The organism is Gordonia sp. B8661-1 (genome assembly GCF_059427765.1).
This window is the reverse complement of record NZ_JCAHRL010000001.1, coordinates 129,141-142,486: the sequence shown is the minus strand read 5'-3', so window position 1 is coordinate 142,486 and position 13,346 is coordinate 129,141. Positions and strand designations below refer to the sequence as shown.

At 69.0% G+C, this 13,346-nt stretch carries 9 protein-coding genes; 5 read left to right on the top strand and 4 right to left on the bottom strand.

Annotated features, from left to right (window positions below; all coding sequences use genetic code 11):
- The first annotated feature begins 14 nt into the window (after nt 1-14).
- Together AC4JJG_RS00655 and AC4JJG_RS00650 are read left to right on the top strand one after the other, a co-directional pair.
- Nucleotides 15-719: an enoyl-CoA hydratase/isomerase family protein gene (locus AC4JJG_RS00655; RefSeq protein ID WP_495399440.1), complete on the top strand. Its 705-nt coding sequence runs from the start codon at nt 15-17 to the stop codon at nt 717-719.
- Nucleotides 716-1,891, top strand: coding sequence for an amidohydrolase (locus AC4JJG_RS00650; protein WP_495399441.1), 1,176 nt, complete (start codon nt 716-718; stop codon nt 1,889-1,891). Before AC4JJG_RS00655 ends, AC4JJG_RS00650 begins: the two co-directional genes overlap by 4 nt.
- Before the next feature lie 25 nt (nt 1,892-1,916).
- On the opposite strand, the gene AC4JJG_RS00645 is transcribed toward AC4JJG_RS00650, so the two are convergent.
- Nucleotides 1,917-2,399: a gamma-glutamylcyclotransferase family protein gene (locus AC4JJG_RS00645; protein ID WP_495399646.1), complete on the bottom strand. Its 483-nt coding sequence runs from the start codon at nt 2,397-2,399 to the stop codon at nt 1,917-1,919.
- A gap of 261 nt (nt 2,400-2,660) precedes the next feature.
- Here AC4JJG_RS00645 and AC4JJG_RS00640 point away from each other — a divergent pair, with 261 nt between their 5' ends.
- Nucleotides 2,661-4,064, top strand: coding sequence for an NAD(P)H-quinone dehydrogenase (locus tag AC4JJG_RS00640; RefSeq protein ID WP_495399442.1), 1,404 nt, complete (start codon nt 2,661-2,663; stop codon nt 4,062-4,064).
- A gap of 25 nt (nt 4,065-4,089) precedes the next feature.
- Here AC4JJG_RS00640 and glpK read toward each other — a convergent pair whose 3' ends face one another.
- Nucleotides 4,090-5,598, bottom strand: a complete 1,509-nt coding sequence (gene glpK / locus AC4JJG_RS00635; RefSeq protein ID WP_495399443.1) for a glycerol kinase GlpK — start codon at nt 5,596-5,598, stop codon at nt 4,090-4,092.
- Between the two features lie 55 nt (nt 5,599-5,653).
- Between glpK and glpD the strand changes: the two genes are divergently transcribed.
- Both glpD and AC4JJG_RS00625 read left to right on the top strand, forming a co-directional pair.
- Nucleotides 5,654-7,396 carry a glycerol-3-phosphate dehydrogenase gene (glpD, locus tag AC4JJG_RS00630; RefSeq protein ID WP_495399444.1) on the top strand — a complete coding sequence of 581 codons (1,743 nt, stop codon included), beginning with the start codon at nt 5,654-5,656 and terminating at the stop codon, nt 7,394-7,396.
- A 63-nt stretch (nt 7,397-7,459) separates the two neighbouring features.
- Nucleotides 7,460-7,900: a pyridoxamine 5'-phosphate oxidase family protein gene (locus tag AC4JJG_RS00625; protein WP_495399445.1), complete on the top strand. Its 441-nt coding sequence runs from the start codon at nt 7,460-7,462 to the stop codon at nt 7,898-7,900.
- Nucleotides 7,901-7,915: 15 nt separating this feature from the next.
- Here the strand turns inward: AC4JJG_RS00625 and AC4JJG_RS00620 are convergent, their stop codons facing one another.
- Together AC4JJG_RS00620 and AC4JJG_RS00615 are read right to left on the bottom strand one after the other, a co-directional pair.
- Nucleotides 7,916-8,716 carry a DNA-formamidopyrimidine glycosylase family protein gene (locus AC4JJG_RS00620; protein ID WP_495399446.1) on the bottom strand — a complete coding sequence of 267 codons (801 nt, stop codon included), beginning with the start codon at nt 8,714-8,716 and terminating at the stop codon, nt 7,916-7,918.
- Entirely contained in the window at nt 8,709-13,343 is a 4,635-nt protein-coding gene (locus tag AC4JJG_RS00615) for an ATP-dependent helicase (RefSeq protein ID WP_495399447.1), read from the bottom strand. The genes AC4JJG_RS00620 and AC4JJG_RS00615 overlap by 8 nt, the downstream gene beginning before the upstream one ends.
- Between the last annotated feature and the right edge of the window lie 3 nt (nt 13,344-13,346).

The following is a 13,346-nucleotide window of genomic DNA, read 5'->3' as shown; positions in this document are numbered from 1 at the left end:
ATACAGTTTGATCCATGCCGTATCTCAATTCCGCAGGTGACGTCCTCGAGCTCTACCTGGGCGCGGAAGGTGCCGAACTCGACGAGGCCAACCCCGACAACCGGTTCCGCATCGAGTGGATCGACGCCGTCTCCGGCCTGCTCGATCAGGCGGCCGGGGAGTCGACGTCGTCGAAGGCCCTGGTGATCACCGCCACCGGCAAGTACTTCACCAACGGCCTCGACGTCGACTACATCGCGGCGAACGGGAGCCGCCTGCCGGAGTACCTGGATCGGGTGCACGCGCTGTACGCGAAGCTGCTGACCCTGCCGATGCCGACGGTCGTCGCCATCAACGGGCATGCCTTCGGGGCGGGCGCGATGCTCGCCGAATGCGCCGACTACCGGATCATGCGGACCGAACGGGGCTTCTGGTCACTGCCCGAGGCCGCACTCGGCATGCCGTTCACGCGGGGCATGGCCGCACTGGTCCGCACCCGTCTGCCCGATGCGGCAGCCACCGAGGCCATGCTGACCAGCCGCCGCTACGGCGCCGACGAGGCCGTCGCCGACGGCATCCTCGACGAGGCCGTGGCCGCCGACGATCTTCTCGACCGGGCCCGGGCGGTCGCCGCCGAGCGGGCACCGCTGTCGGGCCCGAATCTCGCGACCATCAAGCGGGGACTGAGGCAGCCGCTGCTCGCCGATCTGGAGACCCCGACACCCCCGAGCCTGCTGTGACCGCCGGATCGTCGGTGATCGACACCTGGTGGGCGGAGAACGCGCATCGGGTGATCGGCTGGCGCCGGCACATCCACGCGCATCCGGAACTGTCCCGGCAGGAGGCCGCGACCACCGATCTGGTGGTGCGTGAGCTGACCGCGATGGGCCTTGCGCCGCAACGGTTGCCGCTGGGCACCGGCGTGGTGTGCGACCTCGGGCCCACCGACGGTCCCCGGATCGCACTGCGCGCCGACATGGACGCGCTGCCGGTGACCGAACACACCGGGCTGCCGTTCAGCTCCACCATCGAGGGCGTCTCCCACTCCTGTGGGCACGACGCGCACACGGCGATGCTCATGGGCGTGGCGGACCTGCTGAACTCGGTGCACGCCACCGGCCGGCTACCCGTGGGGGTACGCCTGATCTTCCAGCCCGCGGAGGAGGTGATGCCCGGTGGCGCGCTCGACGCGGTCGCCGCAGGCGTCACCAACGGGGTGAGCCGGATCTTCGCGCTGCACTGTGACCCGAGGCTGCCCGTCGGTTCGGTGGGTCTGCGCGTCGGTGCGCTGACCTCGGCGGCCGATCACATCGACCTGCAACTGCATTCCGCGGGCGGCCACACGTCCCGGCCGCACCTGACCGGAGACCTCGTCTACGCGATGGGCGCGGTGATCACCGGGCTGCCCGGCATCCTGTCCCGCCGTATCGATCCGCGGTCGGGCACGGTCATGGTGTGGGGATCCGCACATGCCGGCAGCGCCCCGAACGCCATTCCCCAGGAGGGGCGGCTGCTCGGCACGGTCCGTACGGGTGAGCACCGGACGTGGTCCGAGCTCGAACCGATCGTGCGCAGTGTCATCGGAGAACTGTTGTCCCCGTTGTCCGTTCGCTACGACCTCTCGTACTTCCGGGGTGTCCCGCCGGTGGTGAACGACGAGGCGTCGGTCGAGATGCTCACCGAGGCGGTGGCGGCGATCGGCCCGAACGCGGTGGCCGACACCCCGCAGTCACCGGGCGGCGAGGACTTCTCCTGGTATCTCGAACAGGTGCCCGGGGCGATGGGCCGACTCGGCGTGTGGGACGGCATCGGCCCCCAGGTCGACCTGCACCGCGCGAATTTCGATATCGACGAACGAGCGCTGGAGGTCGGTGTGCGTGCGCTCGCGGGTGTGGTGCTGCAGGCATCCTGACGGTTCCTGCGGTTCCGCGCCGCGGTCAGGGTTCGATCGGGCCGGGACCGGGACCCACGTTGCGCGACTCGCGCAGCCGCAGATCCTGCACATAGTCGGCGGGTGCGCCGGCGATCTCGGCGGCCTCGGCCATCACGCCCAGGTAGCGGGCCGACGGGAGTCCGCCCTCGTAGGCGTCGAGCACGTACAGCCAGGCGAGCACCGGACCGTCGGCGGTGTCCACCCGCGCACGCAGCTTCACGTGGATACCGAGTTCGGAACCCTCCCAGCGATCGAGGTTGTCCTCGTCCTCGTGCGTCACGTCGTACAGCACCACGAAGACCCGCGCATCCGGATCGTCGCGGTCCTCGGTGACGGTCGCGAGGGAGCCCTCCCAGCCGATGTCACCGCCGGCGAACGTCAGGCGCCATCCGTTCAGCCAACCGGTACCGGCCATCGGCGAATGGGGTGCACGCTCGGACATCTGCTCCGGGTGCATGTTGCTGCCATAGGCCGCGTATATCGGCATCGACCGTCTGACCTGCACTCTCTCGAACGGGTAGGGGGCGACCGGCGCACCCGGGGTACGTGCGGCCATTCATGATCGTAACCGGACGACAACCCGTTGCGGTGGAGGAGACCGCAACCGAGCGCGGGATCACATGCCTGCGCGTGCCCGGCCACCGCCCGCCGCGCCGTCCGCACCGCGGGAGGATAGGTTGGTAGTCGAACGCCGGGCGCGGCGTCGCGCTGCGCCCGAAGGAGCTTCGTGAACGGCAGGAGTGCAGTCGTGACCAAGATCGTGATCGTCGGAGGCGGACCCGCGGGCTACGAGGCGGCGCTGGCCGCGGCGCAGTACGGAGCCGACATCACCGTGATCGACTCCGACGGCATCGGCGGCGCGTGCGTGCTGTGGGACTGCGTGCCGTCGAAGACCTTCATCGCCTCGACCGGCATCCGGACCGAGGTCCGGCGTGCCGAGGACCTGGGTATCCACATCCGCACCGACGACGCGCTGGTGACGCTGCCGCAGATCCATCAGCGGGTCCGCGACCTGGCCTTCGCGCAGTCCGCCGACATCCGCTCCCGCCTCATCAGTGAGGGCGTCACGCTCGTGTCCGGGCACGGTGAGCTCGACGAACGCCAGCTCGGTGTCGCCACCCACGGTGTCACCGCGACGCTGGCCGACGGTTCGACCGAACGCTACGAGGGCGACGTGGTACTCGTGGCGACCGGCGCCTCACCGCGCATTCTGGACGATGCGCAACCGGACGGGGAACGCATCCTCACCTGGCGTCAGCTGTTCGATCTCGACGAACTGCCCGAGCATCTGGTGGTCGTCGGCTCCGGTGTGACGGGTGCCGAATTCGTCCACGCCTATACAGAATTGGGGGTGCGGGTCACGCTGGTCTCCAGCCGCGACCGCGTGCTGCCCGGCGAGGACGAGGACGCGGCCCTGGTGCTGGAGGACGCGCTGGCCGAACGGGGCGTGGAACTCATCAAGCACGCCCGCGCGGACAAGGTCGAGCGTGACGGGGATTCGGTGACCGTGCATCTCGCGGACGGCCGGACGGTGACCGGATCGCATGTGCTGATGACGGTCGGCTCGGTACCCAACACCAAGAACCTCGGCCTGGAACGTGCGGGCGTGGAGGTCGACAAGGGCGGCTACATCACCGTCGACCGCGTGTCGCGCACCTCGGTGCCCGGCATCTATGCCGCGGGTGACTGCACGGGCCTGCTGCCGCTCGCCTCCGTGGCCGCGATGCAGGGTCGTATCGCGATGTACCACGCGCTCGGCGAGGGTGTGAGCCCGATCAAGCTGAAAACCGTTGCGTCCGCGATCTTCACGCGGCCGGAGATCGCCACCGTCGGCGTCTCGCAGACCGCGATCGACTCGGGTGAGTACCCGGCCCGCACCGTGATGCTGCCGCTCGCCACCAACCCGCGGGCGAAGATGAGTGGTCTCCGGCGTGGCTTCGTGAAGATCTTCTGCCGCCCCGCCACCGGTGTGGTGATCGGTGGGGTCGTGGTGGCGCCCAACGCATCCGAGCTCATCCTGCCCATCGCGATCGCCGTGCAGAACAAGCTGATGGTGTCGGATCTGGCCCAGACGTTCTCGGTCTACCCGTCGTTGTCGGGTTCACTCACCGAGGCAGCCCGCCAGCTCGTCCGCCACGACGACCTCGACTAGAACCCCGTAGTCGCTACGCCACCGGTCAGGCGAGATCGAGGGAGTGGGCGACGGCGCGGTTCCATTCGGTGTAGAGGCGGGTGCGGTCGTCGTCGGGCATGGCCGGCTCCCAGCGCTTGTCCTCGGCCCAGTTGGCGCGGATCTCATCCTCGGACTCCCAGTAGCCGACTGCCAGCCCGGCGGCGTAGGCGGCGCCGAGCGCCGTGGTCTCGTTGACGACCGGTCGCACCACCGGGACGTTCAGGATGTCGGCCTGGAACTGCATCAGCAGTTCGTTGACGACCATGCCGCCGTCCACCTTCAGGGTGCAGAGCCGGACACCGGAATCGGCCTCCATCGCCTCGATGACCTCGCGGGTCTGAAAGGCGCTGGCCTCCAAGGCGGCTCGCGCGAGGTGTCCCTTGTCGGCGAAGCGCGTCAGGCCGACGATCACGCCCCGTGCGTCGGGCCGCCAGCGGGGTGCGAACAGCCCGGAGAACGCCGGCACGAAGTAGACCCCGCCGTTGTCGTCGACCGCGGCCGCCATCGACTCGATCTCCGACGCATGACCGACGAGGCCGAGATTGTCGCGCAGCCACTGCACGAGGGAGCCGGTGACGGCGATGGATCCCTCGAGCGCGTAGCGCGCGTCCTGTGATCCGATCCGGTAACACACGGTGGTGAGGAGCCCGTGCTCACTGAAGACCGGTTCGGTGCCGGTGTTCAGCAGCAGGAAATTGCCGGTGCCGTAGGTGTTCTTCGCCTCGCCCTCGTCGAGGCAGGCCTGTCCGAAGGTGGCGGCCTGCTGATCGCCGAGGATGCCCGCGAGAGGCACGCCGGGCAGTGACCCCTGTTCCCGCAGGGGCCCGTAGTTCTCCGACGAACTGCGGATCTCCGGCAGCAGCGACATCGGGATGCCCATCTCGGCGCAGATCTCCGAATCCCATTGCAGGGTACGAAGATCCATCAACATGGTGCGTGAGGCGTTGGTGACATCGGTGATGTGCAGGCCACCGTCGGGGCCGCCGGTGGCGTTCCAGGCCACCCAGGAATCCATTGTGCCGAAACACAGTTCACCGGCCTCGGCGCGCTGCCGCAGGCCGTCGACGTTGTCGAGGAGCCAGCGGAGCTTCGGCCCCGCGAAGTAGGTCGACAGCGGCAGGCCGGTCCGGTCTCGGTAGCGATCCACGCCCTCGTCGCCCGCGAGTTCTTCGCAGAGCGCGGCGGTTCTGGTGTCCTGCCACACGATCGCGTTGTGGGCCGGTTCACCGGTTTCCCGGTCCCACACCAGGGTGGTCTCGCGCTGATTGGTCACACCGCACGCCGCGATGTGACTCGCCTTGAGGTCGGCGGAGGCCAGTGCGGAGGCGACGACGCGCCGGGTGTTGCGCCAGATCTCGGCGGCATCGTGTTCAACCCATCCGGCCTGCGGAAACACCTGCCGATGTTCGACCTGCTCGGAGCCGATGACCCGCCCCCGGCGGTCGAAGATCATGGCCCGCGTGGAGGTCGTGCCCTGGTCGATGGCCGCCACATACTTCTTCTCGGTGCTCACCTCGGACAGTGTCGCACGCGGTGCGCTCAGGTGGAATCAATTAGGCTGGGACAACATGACTACCGAGTTCACGGCGGATCGGCCGGCGGATCTGGGCCCGCGCTATCGCGACGAGGCCTGGCGACGTCTGGGCAGCGAACAATTCGACGTCGTGGTGATCGGTGGTGGCGTGGTGGGCGTCGGCGCGGCACTCGATGCGGCCACCCGTGGTCTGCGGGTCGCGCTGGTGGAAGCGCGCGACATCGCGTCGGGTACGTCGAGCCGGTCGTCGAAGATGTTCCACGGTGGGCTCCGCTACCTCGAGCAGCTCGAATTCGGGCTCGTCCGTGAGGCTTTGCGGGAACGGGAACTGTCGCTACGTCTCCTTGCGCCGCACCTGGTCAAGCCACTCCCGTTCCTCTATCCGCTGACCCAGCGATTCTGGGAACGCCCGTACGTGGCCGCGGGCCTGGTGCTCTACGACCAGATGGGCGGCGCGAAATCGGTTCCGGGACAACATCATGTGACACGTTCCGGTGCGCTGCGGGTGGCCCCGGCACTCAAACGCAGTTCGCTGATCGGCGGTATCCGGTACTACGACACCGTCGTCGACGACGCCCGGCACAGCCTGACGGTGGCGCGGACCGCCGCCAATTACGGTGCGGTGATCCGGACCTCGACCCAGGTCGTCGGCTTCCTGCGGGAATCCGATCGAGTGCTCGGTGTGCGCGTTCGTGATTCGGAGAGCGGCGAGATCACCGAGGTGCGCGGCCACTGTGTGATCAACGCGGCCGGGGTCTGGACCGACGAGGTGCAGGCACTCTCGAAGCAGCGCGGCCACTTCAAGGTCCGCGCCTCCAAGGGCGTGCACATCGTGGTGCCGCGTGACCGCATCGTCAGTGAGACCGCGATCATCCTGCGGACCGCCAACTCGGTGCTGTTCGTCATCCCGTGGGAGACGCACTGGATCATCGGCACCACCGACACGGACTGGAATCTGGACCTCGCACACCCCGCAGCGACCCGCGCGGATATCGATTACATCCTGGAACGCGTGAACGAGGTGCTGGTCACCCCGCTCACCCACGACGACATCGAGGGTGTGTACGCGGGGTTGCGTCCGCTGCTGGCCGGCGAGGACGACGAGACATCCAAGTTGTCGCGCGAACACGCGGTGGCCACGGTCGCGCCGGGGCTGATCTCCATCGCGGGCGGAAAGTACACCACCTACCGGGTGATGGCCGCCGACGCCGTGGACGCCTGCAACGACTTCATCCCGACGCGGGTCGCCCCGTCGATCACCGAACGTGTGCCGCTGGTCGGCGCGGACGGCTACTTCGCCCTCATCAACCAGTGCGAGCATCTGGGTGAGCGGTACGGCCTGCACCCGTACCGGATTCGGCGGCTGCTCAACCGTTATGGCTCGCTGATCGACGACGTGCTGCAACACGCCGCCGACGATCCGTCGCTCCTGCAGCCACTGGCGGCGGCGCCGCAGTATCTGCGGGTCGAGGTGGTGTACGCGGCGACCGAAGAGGCCGCACTGCACCTCGAGGACGTCCTCGCGCGCCGTACCCGCATCGCCATCGAGTATTCGCACCGCGGTGTCGACTGCGCCCGGGAGGTGGCCGATCTCCTCGCGCCCATCCTCGGTTGGACCGAGGAGCAGACGGCGTTCGAGGTGGCGACCTACGTGGCGCGGGTGGAGGCCGAGATCGCGTCGCAGCGACAACCCGACGACGAATCCGCCGATGCACTGCGTGTCGCGGCCCCGGAGTCTCGGTCGGAGATCCTGGAGCCGGTTCCGGTGCCGGAGTGACCGCGCCGCCGGCCGGGACCTTCGCCTCTGGCCGGACCGATCCCGAACGCGGAACCATGAGGTATGGCAGAAGGTGAGATCTCGGTCGACGGTTCGGTCCGTGAGCTGTCCACCGACGAAGCATGGCGGGCGCTCGGCTCGGCGCAACTGGGACGGATCGCGTTGAGCGTGAACGGAACCCCGGACATCTACCCGGTGAACTACTGGGCGGGCGACGGCCGCATCGTGTTCCGCACCGGCGAGGGCACCAAGTTGAGTGAGGTGGCCGTCAACGATCGTGTGGCGTTCGAGGCCGACGACCACACCGACGCCGGTGGGTGGAGCGTCATCGCCCACGGCAACGCGCACATCCTGGTGTCCACCCGAGACATCGCGGAGGCCGACGAACTCGATCTGAAGCCGTGGATTCCGACGGTGAAGTACAACTACGTGGAAATCACCGTCGATGACATCAGCGGCCGCAGTTTCGTCTTCGGGCCGGAACCGGAGCGCTATCCGGTCTGATCCTGCTCGCGGTCGTCAGGTCTGGCAGGTGGGGCAGAAGTAGGCGACGCGTTCGGCGTCGGTCCCGGTCGTTCCGGTTCCGATGGTGGTGCGTTGGACGAGCGTGCCGCAGCGACGGCACGGTCGGCCCTGACGTCCGTACACCCAGAGACGTGCGTTCGGGCCGGTCCGTCCGGTGGTGACGCGGGCCGTCCGTAACCGGTTGGCCCACAACATCCGGCGGCTCAGATCGACCATCGGGGACAGGGCGACGTCGCCGACCGGACGGGTCGGCAGCACGCCCCGCACGAAGCAGATCTCACTGCGATAGACATTGCCGATACCCGCGAGGTTGCGCTGATCGAGCAGTGCCTCACCGATGGTCCGATCCGGTTGGGCCGCAAGATGTTCGACGGCCCGTTCGGCATCCCAGTCGTCGCCCAGCAGATCCGGCCCCAGATAGTCCAGTGCGGCATCGGGATCCGCGAGGATCTCCAGTACCCCGAGTTCGAAACCGACTGCCTCATGGGTGTCGGTCCGCAGCACCACGCGGGCATGGTGGGTCGGTCGCCGCCATCGGGTGCCGAGCGCGTGCACATGCCACGCGCCCTCCATCTTCAGATGCGAATGGATGCTCAGCGCCACGTCGCCGGGCTCGTGGGGGGCGACGTCGATGAGCAGGTGTTTGCCGCGCGAGCGCACCGCGCTCACGGTACGGCCGGTCAGGTCGACCGTCGCCAGTCCCGGAGTGCGGAAATCGGTGTCCACCAGTTGCTTTCCGTCCAGCGCGGCACGCAGCCTCGCGGCCGCGGCGAAGACGGTATCGCCCTCAGGCATGGGTGCCGTATCGCATCCGGATGCCGCGCGGCGTGGTGGCGAACCCGGCGTCCACCAGCGCGCGCCCGGCATCGGTGGAGAGCACGGGTTCGCCGTCGACCTGGTCGATGGTCATGCGCGAGACCGCACCGGAACGGACGGTGCGGACCAGGGCGTCGGCCATCGCACCGAGTGCGCGCTCCGAGTCGGTGAAGGTCAGCACGGTTTTCCCGCCGCGTTCGATGAACGCCACGAGCCGGCCGTCGACCAGGATCACGAGTGCACCGGGTTTGCGGCCCGGACGATGCCCGGAGTCCGGGTCGCGGGAGGCGGGCCACGACAGCGCGGCACCGTAGGGATTGGCCGGGTCGGTCGCCGCCAGGGCGACGGCGTCGGGTTGTGTGCGATGCCCGATGTCGACGTGCCGCCGGAGTTCGTCGACGGTGGTGGGTGCCGCGAACTGCGCTCCGCCGAGCCCGTCGACGTAGTAGCCGCGCCGCACGATGCCGCTGTCCTCGAAAACGGTGAGCGCCTTGTAGACCCGCGCGAACCCGCCGACGACGTCCTCGGCCATCACGCTGCCCCGGGTGATCACGCCGTACCGGGCGAGCAGCTGTTCGCAGAGTGCCTGGGTGCGGACGGTGTTCGCGATATCGGCACGATCCGGGCGGAACCAGCGTCCGGTCACCGTGGGCGCCACCGACCGGGTGGATCCGTGCTCGGCGAGGTAGCGCGTGGAGAGACGCTGGGCCCGGATACGTGGCGCCCGGCCGCGTCCGCGGTGGGCCGGCGTCGACCGGGGAGCGGCCGGTGAGCGCTTCGGCTGGATCACCGCCCGCACGGGTGTGAACGAATCGTTGCTGATCCGTCCGGCCCACACGAGATCCCAGAGGGCCGATTCCCACTGGGCGGAGGAGATGGGCTGATCGTCGCCGCCGGACGGGCCGGCCTCGACGATTTGCGGGAACCGCAGCGCGCCACCCGATTCGAGGAGTTCTTCGATGCGATCGTGGACCGGGGTGCGATCGATGTCGTCGGCCTCGCCCAGGGTGAGGGGTGCGACGTCGGCGGGGTGGAAGGCGATCCATCCGTCGGAGCCGCCGATGCGGCCGTGGCCGGACCAGACGATCTCCCCGGAACTGAGAAGTTCGTCGAGCATGGCCGGGGTGTAATCGGTGATACGGGACGGGAAGACCAGCGACTCCCACGCGGAGGCAGGCAGCGGATAGCCTGCCAGTTGATCGATGACCGTGAGCAGACCGTCGGTGCCGGACAGTCGCTGGTCGGCCGATACGTGCTGCCACGACGACAGGAAGCGGGTGAGTACGTCGGTGTCGACCGGCGCGACCTCGGCCCGGCTCGCCGCGAGCGATCCGCGGCGGATCTGTCCGAGGACGTCGGTGTGGCACCACTGGGTGACGCGCGGAGACGTGGACTCGCTGTCGAGGTCGGCCGCGTCGTCCTCGGGAATGAAGTCGCCCTCGACGACCCGCCGGTCGGCGGCGAGCCGCGCGAGGGTGTCACGGACGACGGCCGCGCCCAGTCCCAGTGCTTTGGCCGCCTCGGCGATGGTGAACGGGCCGTGTGTGCGGGCGTAGCGTCCGACGAGGTCGCCCACCGGATCGGGCACCGGTTCGAGGTAGGCGGCCGGAATGCCCAGGGGCGCGGGGACGCCGAGCCCGTCGCGGAGCCGCGCGGTGTCGTCCACCGAGGCCCAGAGCGGACGTCCCCGGTGATTCACCGAGATGATCTGACCGCCCCGGTGCAGATCGGCCAGCACGGTGGCCGTCTGCTCGGGTTCGCGGTACCGGGCGGCGACGTCCTCCGTCGTGAGAGGTCCGAGCCAGCGCAGCAGGTCGACGATGTCCTCGGCGTCGCGTGCCTGCCGTTCGGGGGTCAGTCGCTGGAGCCGCGCGGTCACCTCCGCGATGACGGCCGGGTCGAGGAGTTCGCGCAGATCCACCCGGCCGAGCAGTTGCGCGAGCAGACTGGTGTCGAGAGACAGTGCGGCGGCGCGACGTTCGGCCAGGGGCGCGTCGTCGGCGTACATGAACGCGCCGACATAGCCGAAGAGAAGTGCGGCGGCGAACGGCGAAGGGGTGGGCGTCTCCACTTCGACGACCCGTACCCGGCGCCGGCCGATACGGCTCAGCAGATCGGTGAGGGCGGGCAGGTCGTAGACGTCCTGCAGACATTCCCGCACGGTCTCCAGCACGATCGGGAAATCCGGGAATTTGCTTGCCACGGAAAGCAATTGGGCACTTCGCTGGCGCTGCTGCCAGAGCGGTGCGCGTCGGCCCGGTGTGCGGCGGGGCAGGAGCAGGGCGCGTGCCGCGGATTCGCGGAACCGGGCGGCGAACATCGACGAATCGGCCAGCGCGTCGGTCACCAGGCGTTCGATGTCGTCGGGGTCGATGACGAAGACCGACGCGCCGGGCGGTTCGTCGTCGGTGTCCGGCAGTCGCACGATGATGCCGTCGTCGGAAGCGGTGACCGCCCCCTCGAGTCCCAATGTTTCCAGCAGTCGCGCCGAGATGGCACTCGCCCACGGGGCGTGAACACGTAAACCATAGGGGGAGTGGAGAATCACCCGCCAGTCGCCCAGTTCGTCGCGGAAGCGCTCGACCACCAGGGTGCGATCGGTGGGCAGGTGTCCGGTGGCCTCCCGCTGTTCGGCGATCAGCGCCGCCAGGTTGGTCCGCGCGTAGTCGGTGAGGCCGAGCCGCTCGGCGTGTTTGTCCAGGGCCTCCGGATCGGCGATGGCACCGGTGAACCGTCCGATCGCGGCGCCCAACTCGGCGGGGCGTCCCACCGCGTCGCCGATCCAGAACGGCAGGCGCCCGGGCTGCCCGAAGGCCGGGGAGACGAGCACCCGGTCATGGGTGATGTCCTCGATGCGCCAGCTGGTGGCACCGAGCGCGAACACATCGCCGACGCGGGATTCGTACACCATCTCCTCGTCGAGTTCGCCCACGCGCGTGGACTTCTCGCCGACCATGAACACCCCGAACAGTCCGCGATCCGGAATGGAACCGCCGGAGGTGACCGCCAGCCGTTGCGCGCCCCGGCGACCGACGAGCGTGCCCTCCGCGCGATCCCAGGTGACACGGGGCCGCAACTCGGCGAACTCGTCGGAGGGAAAGCGTCCGGAGATCAGGTCGAGCGTCGCCTCGAAGACCCCGCGCGACAGCTTGCGGTACGGCGCCGACCGGCGCACGACGTCGAACCAGTGGTCCACGTCGAGATCGTCGACGGCGGCGGCCGCGATGGTCTGCTGGGCCAGGATGTCGAGGGGATTCTGGGGCACGCGCAGTTCTTCGATGGCGCCGTCGAGCATCCGCTCCACCGTGACCGTGCAGTGGATCAGATCGGTCCGGTGCTTCGGATACAGCACGCCCTGGCTGATCTCACCGACCTGATGGCCCGCGCGTCCGATGCGCTGCAGTCCGCTCGCGACCGACGGTGGGGCCTCCACCTGGATCACCAGATCCACCGCGCCCATGTCGATCCCGAGTTCCAGGGAGCTGGTCGCCACGACGCAGGCAAGGCGTCCGGACTTCAGATCGTCCTCGATCTCGGCGCGCTGTTCCTTGCTGACCGAACCGTGATGCGCACGCGCCAGAACGGGTGGGGCTCCCGCCGACGCACCACTGCCCATGACGTGTGCGGGCGCGCCGCCGGGAACCTTGGGGTTGGACTCCGGCTCTCCGGTGACTCCCATGCGTTGCGCATGGATCTCGTTGAGCCGCGCGGTGAGTCGTTCGGCGAGACGACGCGAGTTGGCGAAGACGATGGTCGCGCGGTTCTTCTCGATCTGGTCCACGATCGAGGATTCGACGTACGGCCAGAGCGATCCCGCGGTGGGGGAGAAGGCGTCGTCGAGGTCGTCGGCGCCCTCGGGCGCCGGGATGTTCGCCATGTCCTCCACGGGGACGTCGACCCGCAGGTCGAAGGTCTTCGCTGCTTCGGGGCGCACGATCGTGTACGGCGCCGCGCCGCTGAGGAATTCGGCGACGGTCTCGGGTGGCCGCACGGTCGCCGACAGCCCGATCCGCTGCGCGGGCCGGTCCAGCAGCTCGTCGAGCCGTTCGAGCGTCAGCGCCAGGTGGGTGCCGCGTTTCGTCCCGGCCACCGCGTGGACCTCGTCGATGATGACGGTGTCCACTCCGGTCAGCGTCTCGCGCGCCGACGACGTGAGCATCAGGAACAGCGACTCGGGCGTGGTGATCAGGATGTCGGGCGGCGTCTTGATGAGTGACCGGCGCTGGGCCGGGGAGGTGTCGCCGGATCGCACCCCGACGGTGATACCGGGCTCCGGCAGATCCAGTTCCTGTGCGGCCCGCGTGATGCCGGTGAGCGGCGCCCGCAGGTTGCGCTCGACGTCCACGGCGAGTGCCTTGAGTGGCGACACGTAGAGGACGCGCGTGCCGTGTTCGCGTTCCGGTTCGGCGGCCAGGCGATCGAGTGCCCACAGGAAGGCCGACAACGTCTTGCCGGAGCCCGTCGGCGCGATGACCAGGGTGTTGTCGCCGTCGGCGATGGATGTCCACGCACCGGTCTGGGCCGGGGTCGGCTCGGGGAAGGCGCCCTCGAACCACCGCCGGGTGGGGGCGGTGAAACGCTGCAGGACGGGGGCCTCGGACGGCATCCT

Excerpts from the sequence above, each read along its gene's own strand:
- AC4JJG_RS00655 (WP_495399440.1), top strand. The coding sequence starts at position 15 with ATGCCGTATCTCAATTCCGCAGGTGACGTCCTCGAGCTCTACCTGGGC.
- AC4JJG_RS00645 (WP_495399646.1), bottom strand. The coding sequence starts at position 2,399 with ATGCCGATATACGCGGCCTATGGCAGCAACATGCACCCGGAGCAGATG.
- glpD (WP_495399444.1), top strand. The coding sequence starts at position 5,654 with ATGACTACCGAGTTCACGGCGGATCGGCCGGCGGATCTGGGCCCGCGC.
- AC4JJG_RS00625 (WP_495399445.1), top strand. The coding sequence starts at position 7,460 with ATGGCAGAAGGTGAGATCTCGGTCGACGGTTCGGTCCGTGAGCTGTCC.
- AC4JJG_RS00620 (WP_495399446.1), bottom strand. The coding sequence starts at position 8,716 with ATGCCTGAGGGCGATACCGTCTTCGCCGCGGCCGCGAGGCTGCGTGCC.
- AC4JJG_RS00615 (WP_495399447.1), bottom strand. The coding sequence starts at position 13,343 with ATGCCGTCCGAGGCCCCCGTCCTGCAGCGTTTCACCGCCCCCACCCGG.